Origin of the sequence: Kitasatospora sp. NBC_01560, from assembly GCF_045208415.1 — a bacterium.
In the GTDB taxonomy this organism is placed as follows: Bacteria; Actinomycetota; Actinomycetes; order Streptomycetales; family Streptomycetaceae; genus Kitasatospora.
In genome coordinates this window covers 5,745,760-5,763,398 of the sequence record NZ_CP109364.1, presented here as the reverse complement: position 1 = coordinate 5,763,398, position 17,639 = coordinate 5,745,760, and the positions used below count along the sequence as shown (strand labels likewise).

Below are 17,639 nucleotides of genomic sequence, written 5' to 3'. Positions count from 1 at the left end.
ATGTGATCGGCGTGCTCACATCCTGGGACGATCGTGGGCTGACGGTCGACCCCCGCAACGGCGATCCGGTCTCTTTCGACGAGAAACTGCTGGTCGCGGGCAAGGTCGTGCCGCTCTTCCCCGCGCGGCGCGCCGCACCCCCCGCCGCCGCCCCGGCCGAACTCCAGCGGATCGCCGCACGCGGCTGGCCCGCCGTCGAACAGGAACCACTCGGCGGATGGACGCTCCGCGCGTCCGCCGGATTCACCCGGCGGGCCAATTCCGTCCAGACGCTCGACGACCCCGGCCGGCCGCTGCCCGACGCGCTCGCCGCCGTCCGGGCCTGGTACGCCGCCCGCGGACTGCCCGCCTGGGTCGAGGTCAGCACCCCCGGCTCCCCCGCGGCGCTCTGCGCCGAGCTGGACCGGCTGGGCGCCACCTACGCACCCACCCTGGTCCGGGTCGCGGAGCTCGCACCGCTGGCGAAGCTGGGCGACAAGGCCGGCCGGGACCGGGTGCGGCTGGCCCGCACCGCCGGCGCCGACTGGATGTCGCTGTACCGGCGGGTCACCGACGACCCGGCCGTCGAGGAGGCCGCCCGCACGGTGATCCACGGCGGCCCCTCGGTCTGGTTCGCGACCGTCCACGACACCTACGGCTGCGAGACCGAGGGCGACGGGACACCCCCCGTGCTCGCCGTCGGACGCTGCGTCATCGACGGCGCCTGGGCGGGCTTCGGCGCGATCGAGGTCGCACCGTGGGCCCGCCGCCGTGGCCTCGCCACCGCGCTGATGGCGGTCCTCGCCGCCCGGGCCGCCGAGGAGGGCGCCACCGGCGCCTACCTGCAGGTCGAGGCCGAGAACGACGGGGCGATCGCGCTCTATGACGGACTCGGCTTCACAACCAGTCACACTTACCACTACGCCCGCCTCCCCCAGAGGTAGGGCGCCGCACGCGAGCAGTCCCGATCCGCCCGTTCCCACGAAAGCCGTCGCAGCCACCGTGACCGAGCAGAGCAGAGCACGCTTCCGGACCGAGGCCCGGGCCGAGCATCCCGATCCGGTGCTGCTCTGCCTGCTCGCGGCCGCCGAACACAGCCCCGCCCCGGACCCCGGCGACCCCCCGGAGCCGCCCACCCTCCAGGCGCTGCTGGCCGCCTGCGAGGCCGCGCTGGAACGGCACGCCGCCGCCGTCCGGCTGGCCGTCGCCGAGCGGGCGCCCGCCGGACCGGAGGAGACCGCCGCCCTGCTGGCCGCCGTGCTCGGCGGGCGCGAACGGTTCCACGGGCGGCAGTCCGACTACCGGCGGCTGGAGTCCTCGCTGCTGCCGGAGGTGCTGCGGCGGCGGCGCGGGCTGCCGATCATGCTCTCGCTGGTCTGGATGGCCGTCGGCCGGCGGGCCGGGCTGACCGTCCACGGCGTCGCCCTGCCGGGCCACTTCATCGTCGCGGTCGGCAGCCCCGACGGCGGCGACGAGTACGTCCTCGCCGACCCGTACCACGGCGGCCGGCTGCTCGACCAGGAGGACGCCGCCGCCCTGGTGCAGCGCGCCGGCCACCCGTTCGGCACCGAACTGCTCACGCCCGCCCAGCCGCTGGACATCGTGCACCGGGTGCTCGGCAACATCCGGGTCTGGGCCGCCGAACGGCCCGAACACGCCCGCAGCCAGCTCTGGGCCACCGAACTCGCCCTGCTGCTCCCCCGCCACCCGGCCCAGCTGCGGCTGGAACGCGCCGAGCTGCTGGTGCGCACCGGCGACTTCCTCGGCGGCTCGGCCGAGATGGAGTCCTACGCGGAGATCCTGGACACCTTCGACCCGGACACCGCCGCCCGGGTCCGGCAGGACGCCCGGGCGGCCCGGCACCGGCTCAACTGAGCCGGCCGGCACGGGAGCGCCGCTACAGCCAGCCCTTCTCGCGGGCGATCCGGACCGCCTCGGTGCGGTTACGGGCCTCCGTCTTCTGGATCGCCATCGACAGGTAGTTGCGCACCGTCCCCTCCGAGAGGTGCAGCCGCCTCGCGATGTCCGCGTTCACCGCCCCGTCGGCGGCCGCCGCCAGCACGTCCCGCTCGCGGGCGGTCAGCGGGTTGGCCCCCTCGGCGAGCGCCGCGGCCGCCAGTACCGGATCGATCACCCGCTCACCGCGCAGCACCCGGCGGATCGCCTCCGCCAGCTCGGACGCCGGGGCGTCCTTCACCAGGAAGGCATCCGCACCGGACTCCATCGCCCGCCGCAGGTAACCGGGCCGGCCGAAGGTGGTCGCGATCACCACCTTGGTCTGCGGCCGCGCCTTCCGCAGCAGCGCCGCCGCCTCGATGCCGGTCATCCCCGGCATCTCGATGTCCAGCACCGCGACCTGCACGTCGTGCGCGACGGCCGCCGCCACCACCTCGTCGCCCCGGCCGACCTGCGCGACGACGTCGATGTCCCCCTCCAGCCCGAGCAGCGCGGCCAGCGCCTCCCGGACCATGCCCTGGTCCTCCGCCAGCAGCACGCGGACGGACAGGGCCCCACCGTTCTGAATCTCACTCATGGGACCAGACCCTAGAGGCCGGTACCGGGCCGCCGCTCCGGCACCGGCCCTCCGTGCTACCGGGCCGGCGCCGCCTCCGGGCAGTTGTGGTACGCCGCGACCAGCCACCGGCCGTCGCGGCGGACCAGCGTCCAGGTGGCCAGCACCGGTCGGTCGGCGGGCGCCTCCTGCTCGCCCGCCAGGAGCACCGTGCTGCGGCTGACCAGCACGGCGGTGCCCTCCACCGGGAAGCCCACGCTCAGCAACTCGTCCCGTACCCGGGAGCCCTTCAGCGGCCCGGCGAAGCCGTCGGCCATCCGGTCCCGGATCTCGCGGCGGCCCGCGCGGTACGAGCCGGGGAGGGTGGCGGTGGCGTCCTCGCCGTAGTGGGTGACGAAGGCGTCGGCGTCGTTGGCCGCCCAGGCGGCGTAGAGACCGTCCAGTACCGCCCGGACGTCCTGCTCGGCGGCCGCCCTGCTGGTGGTGGTCGCGTCGGTGGTCGCGTCGGTGGTCGCGTCGGTGGTCACGTTTTCGGTGGTCACGTCTTCGGTGGTCGCGTCGGTGGCGGTCATGTCGGAGTCCTCTCGTAGGGTGTGCCTCCCGCCCGGTCGCCGGACGGCTCACCGGTACGTACTCGGCCGCCGCCCCGGATTCATCGGCCCGGGCACGGCAATTTCCTCAGGGGGAAGTCATGGGAACGGCCGACGAGTTCGCCCGTGCCACCGACCCGTACCGGCGCGAGCTGCTCGCGTACTGCTACCGGATGCTCGGCTCGGTCCACGACGCCGAGGACCAGGTGCAGGAGACGCTGCTGCGGGCCTGGCGGGCCCACGACCGGTACGACCCGGCCCGCGCCTCGCTCCGCACCTGGCTCCACCGGATCGCCACCAACGTCTGCCTCACCGCGCTCGACCAGCGGGCCCGGCGCCCGCTGCCGTCCGGGCTGGGCGGCGGGCCGGGTGCCTCGCCGGACGAACCACTGGTCCGCGGCGAGGAGGTGGCCTGGCTGCAGCCGTTCCCCGACGCCACGGCCCGGCCGGGCGACCCGGCCGCCGACCCGCTCTCGAACGGCGGGCTGCGGCTCGCCCTCGTCGCCGCCATGCAGCAGCTGCCCGCCCGGCAGCGAGCCGCCCTGATCCTGCGCGACGTGCTCGGCCGGCCCGCCACCGAGGCGGCCGACGCGCTGGGCCTGACGCCCGCCGCGGTCAACAGCGCCCTCCAGCGGGCCCGGGCCGGCCTCGTCGCGGCCGGGCTGCGCGAGGAGGAGATCGCCGAACCGGCCGAGCCCGGCGCCCGCGCCGTCGTCGACCGCTACGTGGCCGCCTTCCGGGCCGCCGACCTCACCGCCCTGGCCCGGCTGCTGGCGCAGGACGTGGTCCTGGAGATGCCGCCGTTCACCAACTGGTACGCCGGGCGCGCCGCGTACACCGATTTCATCGCGCGGGTGTACGCACTCCGCGGCACCGACTGGCGGATGCTGCCCGTCGGCGCCAACGGCCAGCCGGCGGTGGCGGCGTACGCCCTCGACCCGGACGGGACGTACCGGCTGCACACGCTCCAGGTGTTCGACGTCGCGGGCGGGCTGGTCCGCCGGCTCACGGTGTTCCAGGACCCGGAGGTGTTCGCGGTCTTCGGCCTGCCCGCCGTGACGGCTTGAGTCTCCCGTGGGGGGAGACGCCAGGGTGGGGAACGTGAACGACGACGACCTGAACGACGCCCTGACCGTGGCCGTCCGCACCGAGATCGGGGCGGCGCTGGCCGCCGGTCTCGCCCCGGACTCCCCGGCGGCGGCCGCGTGCTCGACTCGCTGAGCCGGCGTTACGCCGGGACGTTCGGCCGGCCGGACGACGCCGAGCTGCGCGGCCGGCTGCTGCGCCGGCTGGAGGCGGCCGGCGACCCGCGTGCGGAGCGGTACTGACAGCTGCTGTCGGTGATCAACGGCTGGCCGGTACCGGAGAGCCCGGCGGCGGTCTCCCGGTGGTTCACCGGGGCGCTGCGGGCGCGGGCCGCCCCGCGGTAGCCGCACCCGGCGGAAACCGGGGTGCGGCCGACCGGGCGCACCGCCGAGAATCCGGCCATGACCCATCGGATCGAAGCCGCCCGCGCATCCGACGCGGCAGCACTCGGCCGGGTGCTGTTGAGGGCCTGGCTGGAGACGTACCCCGACGAGGCGGCGGGGATCGACGAGGCGTGGATCCGCGAGCACCGCGGGGCCTCCGCCACCGCGGAGGGCGCCGCCCAGTGGCGGGCGTTCATCGAGGACGCCGCACTCCGGCCGGACGAGCTCTTCTGCCGCGTCGTCCGCTCCGGGTCGGGGGTCGTCGGCTTCCTCTGCGGCCGCCGGGACGAAGCGGTCACCCTCGGACCGATGTACCTGCTCGGCGAGGCCCGGGGCCGGGGCGTCGGGCAGCGCCTGATGGGCGAGTTCCTCGCCTGGGCGGGCGGCGCGGAGATCCGCCTCTGGGTGACCGCCTACAACGCGGGGGCGGTCCGCTTCTACGAACGCCACGGCTTCGCACGTACCGGCGAGCGCGAACTCTGGAGGGGCAGGCTGCCCAACGTACGCATGGTCCGCGACGCGGTGCCGCGCCCCGCCGCACCCGGTCACCCGCGCGTCTAGGCTGCGGAGATGATCAAGCCGATAGAACTCGTGATCTTCGACTGTGACGGCGTGCTGGTCGACAGCGAACGCATCGCGATGCGCGTGCAGGTCGCGCTGGGTGCCGAGCTGGGCTGGCCCCTCACCGAGGAGGAGGTCGTCGCCCTGTTCATCGGACGCTCCCAGGCCTCGATCACCGCGCAGATCTCGGAGCGGCTCGGCGCCGGGACGGCCGCCGTGTGGTGGGAGCGGTTCGAGCAGCTCCACCGGGAGGCGGTGGACAACGGGCTGGAGGCCGTCGACGGGCTGCCCGAGGCCCTGGCGGCGATCGACCTGCCGGTCTGCGTCGCCTCCAGCGGCTCGCACGAGAAGATGCGGCACACCCTCGGCCGGACGGGGCTGTACGAGCGGTTCGCCGGGCGCATCCACAGCGCCACCGAGGTCGCCCGCGGCAAGCCCGCACCGGACCTCTTCCTGTACGCGGCCGAGCGGATGGGCGTCGACCCGGCCGCCTGCGCGGTGGTCGAGGACAGCCGCCCCGGCGTCGAAGCCGCCCGCGCCGCGGGCATGCGCGCCTTCGGCTACGCGGGCGGCCTGACGACGGCGGAGCTGCTGGAGGGCCCGGACACGGTGGTCTTCGACGACATGCGCAAACTCCCGGGCCTCCTCGCCGGAGCGTGACCCGTGGCGCGGAGCAGGAAGTCGGCCCGGCCGACTTCCTGCTCCGCGGGGGCCCGGCGGGCCGTCCGCGGGCGCGGGGGTGGCGTGCCCGCGTAGCGCGCTCGACCGAAGCCGCACACGCACCGTTTCCGCTGTGCTACGTTCCGTGGCGACATCAGAACAGGGAAGACCCCGGCAGTGCTACCAACACTCCGGGGTCCGGCACCAGGAGACATCAACTCCAGATGCACATTCATCGTAGCGCTCACGCACGCCGATTCACCGTCCTTCCGAACGGCCTGTTGCAGGATCGTCGGCTCAGCTACACCGCCCGCGGCCTCCTCGCCGACCTGCTCTCCCGCCCCGACGGGTGGCGCGAGGACGGGCGGCAGATGGCGGACACCAGCCCGCAGGGGCGCGGGGCGGTCCGCCGGGCGCTCAAGGAGCTCACGGACGCGGGCTACTACCGCGTCGACCGGATCCGGCTGCCGGACGGGACGATCCGCAGCGAGGCCCACGTCTTCGACACCCCTCAGCCGGGCCCACCGGGTATCGCCCGCCCGGGAGCCGGTGAGGCAAAGGCCGGTCGCCGTGGCGCCCCTCCCGTAAAGGAACGGGAGCAAGAACCCACCCTCCCCGCCGCTGCACCCGTCGAACGACCCGATCCCCCCGAGCACGTCCGCACCGCCGTGGCCGCGCTGTTCCGGGCGATCCACCCCGAGCCGAGACTGCGCCCCGGCGGGGCGGAGGCCCTGGCACTCGCCCCGCTCGTCGCCGAGTGGCTCGAACGCGGCAGCAGCGCCGCCGACTTGGCACGCGCGCTGCTGCCCGGCCTGCCGCCCACGGTGCACTCGCCGGTCGGCGTGCTGCGCGACCGGCTGACCAGGAAGCTGCCGCCGGCCCGCGCGCCTGAGCAGCGGGCAGCTCCCCGGTACGCGGAGTGCGGCCGGTGCCACGATCCGGTGCCCGAGCCCGGCATCTGCCGCCCGTGCGCCGGGCTCGCCACCCGGGAGTCGGCCGGCGCCGAGGTCGGGGCGGCCACCGGCGCCGAGCGGGCCCGGGCGGCGCTGCGATCCGTCAGAGCGGCGACGGCGTAGCCGGGGCCTCAGCGGCGGCGCAGCCGGGCGGTCAGCACGGCGAGCTCCTCCACCCGCAGCAACCGGCCGAGCAGCAGGTAGACCACGGCCAGCGTCAGGCCGCCCGCCGCCAGGCCCGTCCACGCCTCCCCGGGTGCCCGGGAGGCCGCCCGGGACACCGCCCAGGCGGCCGCCGCGGCCGGCAGTGCGGCGAGCAGCAGCCGGGCGTGGGTGCCCAGGATCCGCGCGGTGTCCAGCCCGCCCAGCCGGCGGCGCAGCAGCAGGGCCGCCCCGGCGACCGCCAGCAGGAAGGAGCCGCCGTAGCAGGCCGCCATCCCCGTCACCGCCCAGCGCAGCGGCAGGCAGCGGTAGCAGACCAGGGAGCCGACGGCGGCGGCCGCGACGGGCAGCAGGTTGAGCAGGAACGGCGTACGGCTGTCCCGCATCGCGTAGAACACCCGGGTGAGGCCGTACGCCGCCGAGTAGAGCACCAGCCCGGGGGCGAAGGCCGTCAGCATCCACCCGATGGCCCGGACGTCGGCCGCCCCGGCCCGGCCGTGGCCGAACGCGATCTGCGCCAGCTGCGGGGCGAGGACGGCGAGCCCGCAGGCGGCCGGCACGGTGACGACGGCCACCGTGCGCAGGGCCCGGGAGGCGAGGGCGCGCACCTCGGCCAGCGCTCCGCCGGCCGCCGCCGCGCTCATGCCCGGCAGGACTGCGGTCACCAGGGACACCGTCATCACGCCGTGCGGCACGATCCAGAGCAGGTAGGCGCTGCTGTAGGCGGTGTAGCCGACGCCGCCGGCCACGCCGACCGCCGCGGCCTGCTCGCCGACGCCCGTGGAGAGCCGGGTGACCACCCAGTAGCCGAGCTGGTCGGTCAGGACGAGCAGCAGCGTCCACCCGGCGGCCCGCAGCGGGTCGCCGAGACCGGCCTCGCGCCAGTCCCAGCGCGGCCGCAGCCGCACCCCGGCGGCCCGCAGGCACGGCACGAGGGCGAGGCTCTGGACGACCACGCCGAGGGTCGTCCCCGCGCCGAGCAGCATCACCTGCCCCTCACCCAGCCGGTCGGTGCCGAGCATCGAGCCGAAGACCGCGATCACCACCAGGTTGTTCAGCACCGGCGCCCACGCCATCGGCGCGAACCGTTGCCGCGCGTTGAGCACCTGGCCGAGCACCGTGAACAGGCCGTAGCAGAAGACCTGCGGCAGGCAGAGGTACGCGAGCAGCACGGTGCGGTCCAACTGGCTTCCGCCGTACGAGGTGTAGGCGCGGACGATCAGCGGCGCGGCCGGGACGACCAGCGCCGTGATCACCACCAGTGCCGCCACCAGCAGGCTGACCAGCCGGTTGACGTGGGCGGCGCCGCCGTCCTCGGACTCGCGCGCCGCCTTGACCAGGTGCGGTACCAGCGCGGTGTTCAGCGCGCCGCCGATGAGCAGCACGAAGAGGATGTTGGGCACGGTGTTGGCGACGTTGTAGCCGTCCGCGAGCGGCCCCGCGCCGAGGACGGCGACGACCAGGGCGGCCCGGACGAAGCCGGTGGCCCGCGAGACGACGGTGCCGCCGGCCATCAGCAGGCTGGGCGGGAGCCGCCGGCGGGGGCGGCGATGGCCGGCAGGCTGCACGGACGGCCTCCCCCCGTCGGCCCCGACCATGGTGTTCTCAGCCAGCGTCGTACTCAAACGACTCACCCCTTCCGCCGTGCGAGATAGCGCCGGAACGCCAGGTGCAGCGGCCGGTTCAGGGCCAGCTCCCACTCGCCGACGCCCTCCACCACCCGCCCGCCGGTGCCGAGCTTCCAGCGCAGCAGTCCGTAGTCCGGGCCGGCCCGGTCCAGCGACGGCTGCACGCCGCGCAGGTCGTACGTCTCGGCGCCGAGCCGGTGCGCGGCCCGGATCATCGACCACTGCAGCGCGTTGCTGGGGCGCACCTGCCGCTCGTGCGAGGCCGAGCCGCCGGTCAGGTACCAGGCCCGCCGGCCGGCCGTGACGAGGGTGTGCGCGGCCAGCAGCTCGCCGCGGTACTGGGCCAGGAACAGCCGTATCCGGCCGGGGAGTTCGGCGTTCAGCTCGGCGAACTGCCGCTGGTAGTAGGCGAGTCCGCGGCCGAGGTCGAAGCCGCCGCGCAGCTGCGTCTGCGCCACCAGTGCGTAGAAGGCCTCCACGTCCTCGGCGGCGCCCTCGGTGACCGTCACTCCGGACGCCTGCGCGCGGCGGATGTTGCGCCGCCACTCCGGGCTCAACCCGGCCCAGAGGTCCTCGGGTTCACGCCCGGCGAGCGGCAGCCGGAAGGTGAACCGGGGCTGGGTGTCCCGCCCGGCCGGCTCCCAGCCGAGCCCGCGCAGCCGCTCCACGACCCTCGTGCCGACCGGGTCGACGGCGTCCGGCAGTACGTCCCGCAGGCCGACGCGGTCGCCGGTCCGGACGGCCGCCCGGACCGTCCCCGCCGTCCAGACCCGCAGGTCCAGCGGCGGCCCCAGCCGGAGGGTGAACACGCCGCGCGAGCGCAGCAGTTCGACGAGCGGCTCCAGCCAGCGGCCGAGATCCGGCCGGTCCCAGTCGATCACCGGCCCCTCCGGCAGGTACGCGAAGCTGCGCCCCAGGCCGGGGATGTCCCGGTACAGCACCAGTGCCGCGCCGACCGTCCGCCCCTCGGCGCCGGTCCAGGCCAGGCTCTCGGCGCGCCAGCCGGCCTTCACCCGCCCCCAGGACGGGGATTGCAGGAAGCTCACCGCGCCGTGCGCCGCGGCCCAGGCGGCGTGCTCCGCCGCCGGCACCGGCACCACCCGCAGCGGAGCGGTGTCCGTGCGGCGGACCGGACGGGCGGTCGCGGCCTCCGGGAGGACTACGGTCATCGGCGTGCCCCTCTCGCGTCGGGCGCCGGCGGGAGGTGCCGGCGGACGGCGAGAGCATGCGCCGGGGCGCCTGAAGCGGGGCTGAGAAAGCTGAAAGACGCTTAAGGAACGTTCGGAGCCGCGATGGCATCCTCATCCCCATGGAGATTCTGGTGGTGGAGGACGACGCCCAGGTGGCCGCCGCGGTGCGGCGCGGGCTGGAGGCCGAGGGCTACACCGTCGACCTCGCCCCGGACGGCCTGACCGGCCTGCGGCTGGCGCAGCGGCACGCGTACCGGGCGATCGTGCTCGACATCATGCTGCCCGGCCTGAACGGCTACAAGGTCTGCGAGGCGCTGCGGGAGGGCGGCAGCACCACCCCGATCCTGATGCTCACCGCCAAGGACGGCGAGTACGACGAGGCCGAGGGCCTGGACACCGGCGCCGACGACTACCTCGTCAAGCCGTTCTCCTACCTGGTCTTCCTGGCCCGGCTGCGCGCCCTGCTCCGGCGCAGCGGGGCACCGGGCGCGCTGCTGCGGGTCGGCGACCTCTGGATGGACCCGGCGGCCCGCCGGTGCGGCCGCGGCAGCGCCGAAGTGACGCTCACCGAGCGCGAGTTCGCCGTCCTGCGGTTCCTCGCCCAGCACCCGGGCGAGGTGCTCTCCAAGCGCCGCATCGTGGACGAGGTGTGGGACATCGCCTTCGACGGCGAGGACTCCATCGTCGAGGTGTACATCAGCATGCTGCGCCGCAAGGTCGACGCCCCGTTCGGCCGGCACTCGATCACCACGGTGCGCGGCGCCGGCTACCGGCTGGAGGCATGAGCGTGCTCCGCCGGGCCCGCGCCGGGCTGCCCACCCGGGTCCGCACCTCGCTCGCGGCCGGCCTGGCGGCACTGGCACTGCTCGGCGGCGGCTCCTGGTGGCTGCGCGGCCACATGTACGACGCCCAGCTGGCCGCCGCCGAGTCGGAGGCGCAGTACCAGGCGCGGGAGATCGGCCGCGGCTTCCGCCTGGACCGGCCGTCCACGGACCACGACCTGCTGCCGTACGTCGTCCTCGACAAGGACGGCCGGATGGTCACCCTCGGCGGGCCGCTCACCACCCAGCACCTGGCCGGCCCGCTGCCGCCGATCGCCCCCGAGCACGCCCCCGAGAACTGGCAGCCCGAGGGCCGGCGGATCACGGTCGGCCCGGCCAGCCCGGCCGCCGCCAACCGGTACTCGGGACGCACCTTTACCGCCATGGGCAGCTGGAGCATGTACTACCGGGTCACCGACACCACCGGGCCGACCACGCCCCCACTCGGCCCGATCACCGTGTACGTACTGGCCACCCCGTTCGCCGCCGAGGCCGCCCTGCACACCATCGACCCGATCCTGCAGGCCGGCGTGCCGGCCGCCGCACTGCTGGTGGCGCTGATCGCCTGGGTGGCGACCAGCTGGGCCCTGCGGCCGGTGGAGGCGATCCGTGCCGAGCTGGCCGAGATCGGCGAGCACCGGCTGGACCGCCGGGTGCCGGTGCCGCGGTCCTGCGACGAGATCTCCCGGATGGCCACCACCACCAACGCCACCCTGGACCGGCTGGAGCGCGCAGCCGTCCAGCAGCAGCGGTTCGTCGCGGACGCCTCGCACGAACTGCGCAGCCCGATCGCGGCGCTCCGGACCAACCTGGAGGTCTCGCTCGCGCACCCGGAGCGCACCGACTGGCCGGCCGCCACCCGGGAGGCGCTGACCTCCGTCGAGCGGCTCCAGCACCTCACCGAGGACCTGCTCTTCCTGGCCCGCGGCGGCGGGGCGGCCCCGGGTGCGCCGGACACCGTCGTCGACCTCGCCGCGGTGGTGCGCGAACTCGCCGACCAGTACCGCCCGGTGATTGGCGGCCGGCTGACCCTGCGGGTGGACGCGCCGGATCCGCTGCCGGTCCGCGGCAGCCGGATCCGGCTGCACCGGCTCGTCCGGAACCTGCTGGACAACGCCCAGCGGCACGCGGAGTCCGAGGTCGTGCTGGCCGCCCGCAGGACGGTGCACGGCTGCGTCGTGGAGGTCCGCGACGACGGCCCGGGGGTGCCGCCCGCGGACCGCGTACGGATCTTCGAGCCGTTCACCCGGCTGGACGAGGCGCGCAGCCGGGACGCGGGCGGCAGCGGCCTCGGGCTGGCCATCGCGGCCGACATCGCCACCCGGCACGGCGGCACCCTGCGGGTCGCGCCGTCGCCGCGCGGCGCGCGCTTCGCGCTGGAGCTCCCGGCGGCCCGGCCCGCTCCGGCGGCCGGAGCCCTCGACGCCGGATCCCTCGACGCCGGATCCCGGCACGTCGGTGCCCCGAGGAGCGGGGCACCGACGGCCTGAGCCCGGACGCCCGAGCCCGGCTCTCGGGGCCCGGACGCCGGAGCCCCGAGGACCGGGCCCCGGGAGCCGGGCCGAAGCGCTACCCGCCCTTCGGCGCCGGCGCCCCCGCCGGGGCCGGGGCCGGGGCGGGCGCCGGGGCGGAGACCTGCCGGAGCGGGACGAGTGCCCGCAGCCGGAAGCCCCGGCCGCGCTCGCCCGGCCCGGTCTCCAGCCGGCCGCCGACCAGCGCGAGCCGCTCGTCCAGCCCGGACAGCCCGTTCCCCGGAGCAGACTTGCCCGGCCCGGCCCCGTCGTCGGTGATCTCCAGGACGGCGTACCGCTCGCCGCCGCCCTCCCAGAACTCGTCCCCGCGCACCGTGCAGAGCGTCGCGCCCGCACCGTGCCGGACGATGTTGGTGACCGCCTCGCGCAGCGCCCAGGCCAGCGCCCCGGCCTCCTCGGTGGCCAGCCCGGGCCAGGCGTCCACCAGCTCCGGGGCCGCCTCCAGGCGGACCTGTGCGGCGGCCAGCGCCGTCCGCGCGGCGGCGAGCTCGACCGGCAGGGTCGGCCGGCGGAACCCGGTCACGGCCTCCCGGACGTCTATCAGCGACTGCCGGGCGACGTTCTCGATGTCGGCGACCTGCGCCCGGGCCGCCTCCTCCTTGCCGGCGTCCATGAACCGCCCGGCCAGCTCGCTCTTCAGCGTGATCAGCGACAGCGAGTGCCCGAGCAGGTCGTGCAGGTCCCGGGCCAGCCGCAGCCGCTCCTCGGAGGCGGCGAGGTGGGCGACGGCGGCCCGCGCCTCGCGCAGCTCCCGCATCGTGGCGACCAGCCGCTGCAGGCCGGTCATCGCGGCGCCGGAGAGGAAGGCGGTGAGCGCGATGGTGGGGATCGCTCCCGCGTCGGAGCCGCTGAGCAGCCCGACCACCACGGTGAGCCCGGCCATCGCACCCACCCCGGCCAGCGCGTACCGCGCCGGCGCGATGATCGCGACGGCCACCGACGCGTAGGTGAACAGGGTCAGCCAGGAGGTGCCGAGGCCGAAGGTGGTGACCACCGCGACGATCGCCATCATCGCGACCACCGCCTGAGCGACCCGGGCCGGCGCACCGGGCCGGGAGCGGAGGACGACCAGGCCGACGTAGGCGGTCACGAAGACGGCCAGCGCGATCCAGCCGCCGACGGTGGCGGCCGTCCCGTGGTTGTGCTGGAGCAGATCGCCGACCGGGTAGGCCAGGTAGACCATCCAGAGCAGCATCCAGCTGATCTTGACCAGCAGCTGCCGCCTGGTCTCCACCGGAGATCCGGGGATGTTCATGAACGACGCGCGCCCCGCCCCCGCCTCCGGCTGCTCGTCGGTGCGGTGGGTACGGGGCGTGTCGGACATGGTGGTCATCATGCCTGCCGGGTGTCCCGGCGGTACAGCAGGGCGGCGGCGGCGACGAAGACCACCAGGAAGCCGGCCAGGCCGGCCACCGCGGTGAGGTCCAGCGACTCCCCGGGCCGGGTGAACGAGGCGAGCCGGTTGTACAGGTACACCGGGTTGAAGCGGGCGATGCTCTCCAGCGTCCCGCTCACCGGGAACCACGTGCCGCCGAACAGCGCCATCGCCATGTAGGCGATCATCACGATGGTCTGCACCGAGTCCGGGGCCGCCGCGTAGCCGAACGCGACACCGAGCGCCGCGAAGACGAAGCTGCCCAGCCAGAGCGCGACCGTCAGCCCGGCCCACTGCCCGGCACTCAGCGACACGCCCTGGGCGGCACCGACCGCGAAGACCACCAGGATCGCCGGCAGCGTGGTCACCGCGCTGGAGGCGACCTTCGCCAGGGTGTAGGCCCGGCCGGGCAGCGCGGTCAGCCGCAGCTGCCGCGTCCAGCCGCTCCTGCGCTCCAGCGAGATCCGCTGGGCGCTGCCGGTGAGCACCGAGCCGACGGCGCCGAAGGTGGCCATCGAGACCATGAAGTAGGTCTTCACCGGCAGGCCGCCGGCCAGGGTGCTGTCGCCGTAGGCGTTGATGAAGAAGACGTACATCAGCGCCGGGTAGAGGATCGTGAAGAGCAGGTACTTCTTGTTGCGCAGGGTGCGCATGATCTCCAGCTGGACCAGGGTGGTCATCGCGCGGCCTCCGTCGCGTACTCGGTGCTCCCGGCGGCGTCCTGCTCGCCGGTGATGGTCAGGAAGGCCTGCTCCAGGCCCAGGCCGGTGACTTCCAGGCCGCGCGGGTACAGGCCCGCCCGGTAGAGGCCGGCGACGCCCGCGTCGGCGTCCGCGGTGCGGATCCGGACCGTCCGCACCCCCGGCACCCGGGCGGTGACGTCCAGCGCCAGCGTGCCCGGCAGGGCGCGCAGCACCGCCTCCTCGAACGGGCCGTCCACGTCGTGGAGTTCGAAGGTGATCCGGCGGGCGCCGGCCTTCGCCTTGATCTCGGCGGACGTGCCGTCGGCAATCAGCCGGCCCCGGTGCAGGACGAGGACGCGGTCGGCGATCGAGTCCGCCTCCTCCAGGTAGTGGGTGGCGAAGAGCACGGTGCGCCCGGCGTCGGCCTGGGCCCGCATGCTCGCCCAGAAGGCCTGCCGGACGGAGACGTCCATGCCGGTGGTGGGCTCGTCCAGGACGATCAGGTCGTTGGCGCCGGCGATGGCCAGGGCGAAACGCACCCGCTGCTCCTGGCCGCCGGAGAGCTTGTCGACCCGGCGCTCGGCGAGCTCGGTGATCCCGGCGTCCGCGAGCACCTCGGGGACGGGCCGGCCCTTGGGGTGGACGGCGCAGGCGAGCCTCACCAGCTCGCGGACCTTCACGTCCGCCATCAGCCCGCCGCTCTGCAGCATCGCGCCGACCCGGCCGGCCGCGATCGCGGCGCGCGGGGCGCCGCCGAACAGCGAGACGGTGCCGTGGTCCGGCTCGCGCAGGCCGAGCAGCAGGTCCAGGCTGCTGGACTTGCCGGCGCCGTTCGGGCCGAGCAGGGCGACGGTCTCGCCCGGCCGCAGCACCAGGTCCAGGCCGTCGACGGCCCGCACCTTCCCGTAGTTCTTACTGACGCCCCGGAAGGCGGCCACCTCTGTGCCCATCGCTCCGGTCCTCTCGCCTGCTGGTGTCGTTCGCACCACCAAAGAGTCCCGCGCGGGCCCGGTCCGCCGGCAGTGCCCGCCGTCGTGCCTTCGGTATGACGGATGTCATGCCGGCGGCCGGCGCCCCGTCACGGGTGCCGGCCGCCGGAGCCGCAGGTCCGGGGGGGTGGGCGGGCCGAGGGGCGGGCGCCGTCCCCGCGCGCCCTCCCCGCCCGACCCCCGCCCGACCCCCGCCCGATCCCCCGTCAGATCCTCCGCGTCAGATCCTCCGCGTCAGATCCCGAGCGACTTCTTCACGAAGTCGACCTGGAGCAGCAGCAGGTTCTCGGCGACCTCCTCCTGCGGCGTCATGTGCGTCACGCCCGACAGCGGCAGCACGGTGTGCGGCCGGCCGGCCGCCAGCAGGGCCGAGGAGAGCCGCAGCGTGTGCGCGGCCACCACGTTGTCGTCCGCGAGCCCGTGGATGATCATCAGCGGGCGCTCCAGCCCGGCCGCGTACCCGCTCAGCGAGTTGGCCGCGTACACCGCGGGCCGGTCGGCGGGGTGGCCGAGGTAGCGCTCGGTGTAGTGGGTGTCGTACAGCTCCCAGTCGGTCACCGGGGCGCCGGCGACGGCCGCGTGGAAGACGTCCGGGCGGCGCAGCACGGCCAGCGCGGAGAGGTAGCCGCCGTACGACCAGCCGCGGATCGCGACCCGGCCGAGGTCGAGCGGGAACTCCTCGGCGAGCCCGTGCAGCGCGTCCACCTGGTCGTCCAGGGTGGCGCCGGCGAAGTCGAAGGCGATCGACTTCTCCCAGGCCGGCCCGCGGCCGGGGGTGCCGCGGCCGTCGGCGACGATCACCGCGAAGCCCTGGTCGGCGAACCACTGCGAGTTGAGGTGCGGGTTGTGCGCCTGGACGACGCGCTGGCCGTGCGGGCCGCCGTACGGGTCCATCAGGACGGGCAGCAGGCCGTCCCGCTCCCGGTCGTAGCCGGTGGGCAGGAAGACGGCGGCGGGGATGCGGCGCTCGCCGGCGTACCGGAAGACCGGACGGGCGGTGATCACCGGCTGCTCGGCGTGGGACTCGATGGTGGCGATGTCGTCCACCACCACGCCCTCCGGGAGGTCCCGGGAGACCTTGACGAGCGTGCCGGGCAGGTCGGGCTCGGCGGTGGCCCGGACGCTGATCCCGGCCGCGTGCACCACGGTGGTGACGGAGGTGAACGGCCGGCCGTTGGCGGACTCCCAGGCCAGCCGCTTGCCGTCGTGGCCGATCCGGCCGACGCCGACCCAGCCGGGCTCGGGGTCGGTCTCCGCGGCGCCGCCGGAGGCGGAGAAGAAGACCTCCTCCGCGGTGACGGCGAGCACCGCGCGCAGGTGGAGGTCGGCCCCGGTGACGCTCTGGTCGCCGACGACGAGCGCCCGCACCCCGCCCTCGTCGGAGATCCGGACCAGCTTGCCGTCCGGCGTCCAGGCCGGGACGCCCGGGAAGAGCTCCAGCCAGGCGTCGTCGCGCTCCTCGTGCAGCACCTCGGTGGTGCCGGTCGCCACGTCGAGGCCGAGGATCTGCTGGCTGCGCTGGTCACGGGCCTGGACGAGGAGCAGCGGCACGCCGCCGTTCGACCAGTGCACCCGGGCCAGGTACGGGAAGGCCGCACGGTCCCAGGCCACCTCGACGCGGGCGCCGTCCAGGCCGATCACCCAGAGCCCGACCTCGGCGTCGGCGGTGCCGGCGGCCGGGTAGGCGATCTCGGCGGGCTCGCTGCCCGGGTTCGCCGGGTCGGCGATCCACCAGCGGCGCACCGGGCTGTCGTCGGCCCGCTCGACCAGCAGCCGGTCGCTGTCGGGCGACCACCAGAAGCCGCGGTCCCGGCCCATCTCCTCCTGCGCGATGAACTCGGCCTGGCCCCACGTGACGTTCGGCCCGTCGGGCTGGGCGACGACCCGGTCACCGGTGCCGTCGGTACGGGTGAGCCGCAGCTCGCCGGCGGTGTTGGCGTAGGCGACGAAGGCGCCGTCCGGGGAGAGTCGCGGGTCCAGCAGCGGGCCCTCGGCGGGCAGCTCGGTGCCGGTGCCGGCGACCAGGTCGGCGGTGAAGAGCCGGCCGGAGAGGGCGAAGGCCGCCAGCCGGCCGGTGCCGTCCAGGGCGTAGCCGACGATGCCTGCCGAGCCCTCGCGGCTGCGCTCGCGGCGGGCCTTCTCGGCCGGGGAGAGGTCCTCCTCGCCGCCGCCGAGCAGGACGGCCGGATCTGCGGCGATCCGCTGCTCACCGGTGGCGGTGTCGAGGGTCCAGAGCAGGTTGGCGCGGTCGCTGCCGGAGCGCGACCGCAGGAAGACGACCCGGGAGCCGTCGGATGCGACGGAGAACGACCGGGGCGCGCCGACGGTGTAGCGCAGGGTGCGCGCGTACTGCCTCGGGAAGGTGTCCGCAGGGGTGTGGGAGGTCATGGCTCCGACCCTATGACGTTCCCGTCCCGCCACCCGGTGGATTGTGATCACTCGTTCGGAGCATCCCCCGGACGAGTGCGCCGGACGGGTCCACACCCCTTCCCACCGGCCCATGCGCCCCATCGGTGCCGCCGTGCCCCGGCGTGT

The 17,639-nt window shown here is 75.3% G+C and carries 16 protein-coding genes and 1 pseudogene; 9 read left to right on the top strand and 8 right to left on the bottom strand.

Annotated features, from left to right (window positions below):
• The first annotated feature begins 11 nt into the window (after positions 1-11).
• Together OH807_RS25200 and OH807_RS25195 are read left to right on the top strand one after the other, a co-directional pair.
• Positions 12-923 (top strand): GNAT family N-acetyltransferase, encoded by a 912-nt coding sequence (locus tag OH807_RS25200; protein WP_406202795.1) that lies wholly within the window; start codon positions 12-14, stop codon positions 921-923.
• Positions 924-981: 58 nt separating this feature from the next.
• Positions 982-1,854, top strand: coding sequence for a transglutaminase family protein (locus OH807_RS25195; protein WP_406202793.1), 873 nt, complete (start codon positions 982-984; stop codon positions 1,852-1,854).
• Between the two features lie 22 nt (positions 1,855-1,876).
• Here OH807_RS25195 and OH807_RS25190 read toward each other — a convergent pair whose 3' ends face one another.
• Both OH807_RS25190 and OH807_RS25185 read right to left on the bottom strand, forming a co-directional pair.
• Positions 1,877-2,512, bottom strand: coding sequence for a response regulator (locus tag OH807_RS25190; protein ID WP_406202791.1), 636 nt, complete (start codon positions 2,510-2,512; stop codon positions 1,877-1,879).
• A gap of 56 nt (positions 2,513-2,568) precedes the next feature.
• Positions 2,569-3,063, bottom strand: coding sequence for an SgcJ/EcaC family oxidoreductase (locus OH807_RS25185; protein WP_406202789.1), 495 nt, complete (start codon positions 3,061-3,063; stop codon positions 2,569-2,571).
• Between the two features lie 113 nt (positions 3,064-3,176).
• On the opposite strand from OH807_RS25185, the pseudogene OH807_RS25180 reads away from it, so the two are divergent.
• The 5 genes and pseudogenes from OH807_RS25180 to OH807_RS25160 all read left to right on the top strand — a co-directional run.
• Positions 3,177-4,148, top strand: a pseudogene (locus OH807_RS25180) (RNA polymerase subunit sigma-70); the annotation flags it as partial.
• 138 nt (positions 4,149-4,286) lie between these two features.
• Complete coding sequence (locus OH807_RS25175) at positions 4,287-4,409, top strand: hypothetical protein (protein ID WP_406202787.1); 123 nt, start codon at positions 4,287-4,289, stop codon at positions 4,407-4,409.
• Positions 4,410-4,568: 159 nt separating this feature from the next.
• Positions 4,569-5,111, top strand: a complete 543-nt coding sequence (locus tag OH807_RS25170; protein ID WP_406202785.1) for a GNAT family N-acetyltransferase — start codon at positions 4,569-4,571, stop codon at positions 5,109-5,111.
• 9 nt (positions 5,112-5,120) lie between these two features.
• A complete protein-coding gene (locus tag OH807_RS25165) occupies positions 5,121-5,771 on the top strand; it encodes an HAD family hydrolase (protein WP_406202783.1) in 651 nt (216 codons plus the stop codon).
• 281 nt (positions 5,772-6,052) lie between these two features.
• Positions 6,053-6,847: a hypothetical protein gene (locus OH807_RS25160; protein WP_406202781.1), complete on the top strand. Its 795-nt coding sequence runs from the start codon at positions 6,053-6,055 to the stop codon at positions 6,845-6,847.
• An 8-nt stretch (positions 6,848-6,855) separates the two neighbouring features.
• On the opposite strand, the gene murJ is transcribed toward OH807_RS25160, so the two are convergent.
• Entirely contained in the window at positions 6,856-8,454 is a 1,599-nt protein-coding gene (gene murJ, locus OH807_RS25155; RefSeq protein ID WP_406202779.1) for a murein biosynthesis integral membrane protein MurJ, read from the bottom strand.
• 62 nt (positions 8,455-8,516) lie between these two features.
• Positions 8,517-9,683 (bottom strand): lipid II:glycine glycyltransferase FemX, encoded by a 1,167-nt coding sequence (locus OH807_RS25150; protein WP_406202777.1) that lies wholly within the window; start codon positions 9,681-9,683, stop codon positions 8,517-8,519.
• 140 nt (positions 9,684-9,823) lie between these two features.
• Here OH807_RS25150 and OH807_RS25145 point away from each other — a divergent pair, with 140 nt between their 5' ends.
• Complete coding sequence (locus OH807_RS25145; protein WP_406202776.1) at positions 9,824-10,489, top strand: response regulator; 666 nt, start codon at positions 9,824-9,826, stop codon at positions 10,487-10,489.
• Positions 10,486-12,015, top strand: coding sequence for a sensor histidine kinase (locus OH807_RS25140; RefSeq protein ID WP_406202774.1), 1,530 nt, complete (start codon positions 10,486-10,488; stop codon positions 12,013-12,015). The genes OH807_RS25145 and OH807_RS25140 overlap by 4 nt, the downstream gene beginning before the upstream one ends.
• A gap of 79 nt (positions 12,016-12,094) precedes the next feature.
• Here OH807_RS25140 and OH807_RS25135 read toward each other — a convergent pair whose 3' ends face one another.
• From OH807_RS25135 to OH807_RS25120, 4 genes are all read right to left on the bottom strand, one after another.
• On the bottom strand, positions 12,095-13,381 hold the full coding sequence (locus tag OH807_RS25135) for a histidine kinase (protein WP_406202772.1): 1,287 nt from the start codon (positions 13,379-13,381) through the stop codon (positions 12,095-12,097).
• An 8-nt stretch (positions 13,382-13,389) separates the two neighbouring features.
• On the bottom strand, positions 13,390-14,112 hold the full coding sequence (locus OH807_RS25130; protein ID WP_406202770.1) for an ABC transporter permease: 723 nt from the start codon (positions 14,110-14,112) through the stop codon (positions 13,390-13,392).
• Positions 14,109-15,065, bottom strand: coding sequence for an ABC transporter ATP-binding protein (locus OH807_RS25125; protein WP_406202768.1), 957 nt, complete (start codon positions 15,063-15,065; stop codon positions 14,109-14,111). The genes OH807_RS25130 and OH807_RS25125 overlap by 4 nt, the downstream gene beginning before the upstream one ends.
• A gap of 273 nt (positions 15,066-15,338) precedes the next feature.
• Positions 15,339-17,492, bottom strand: a complete 2,154-nt coding sequence (locus OH807_RS25120) for a prolyl oligopeptidase family serine peptidase (RefSeq protein ID WP_406202766.1) — start codon at positions 17,490-17,492, stop codon at positions 15,339-15,341.
• Positions 17,493-17,639: the final 147 nt, after the last annotated feature.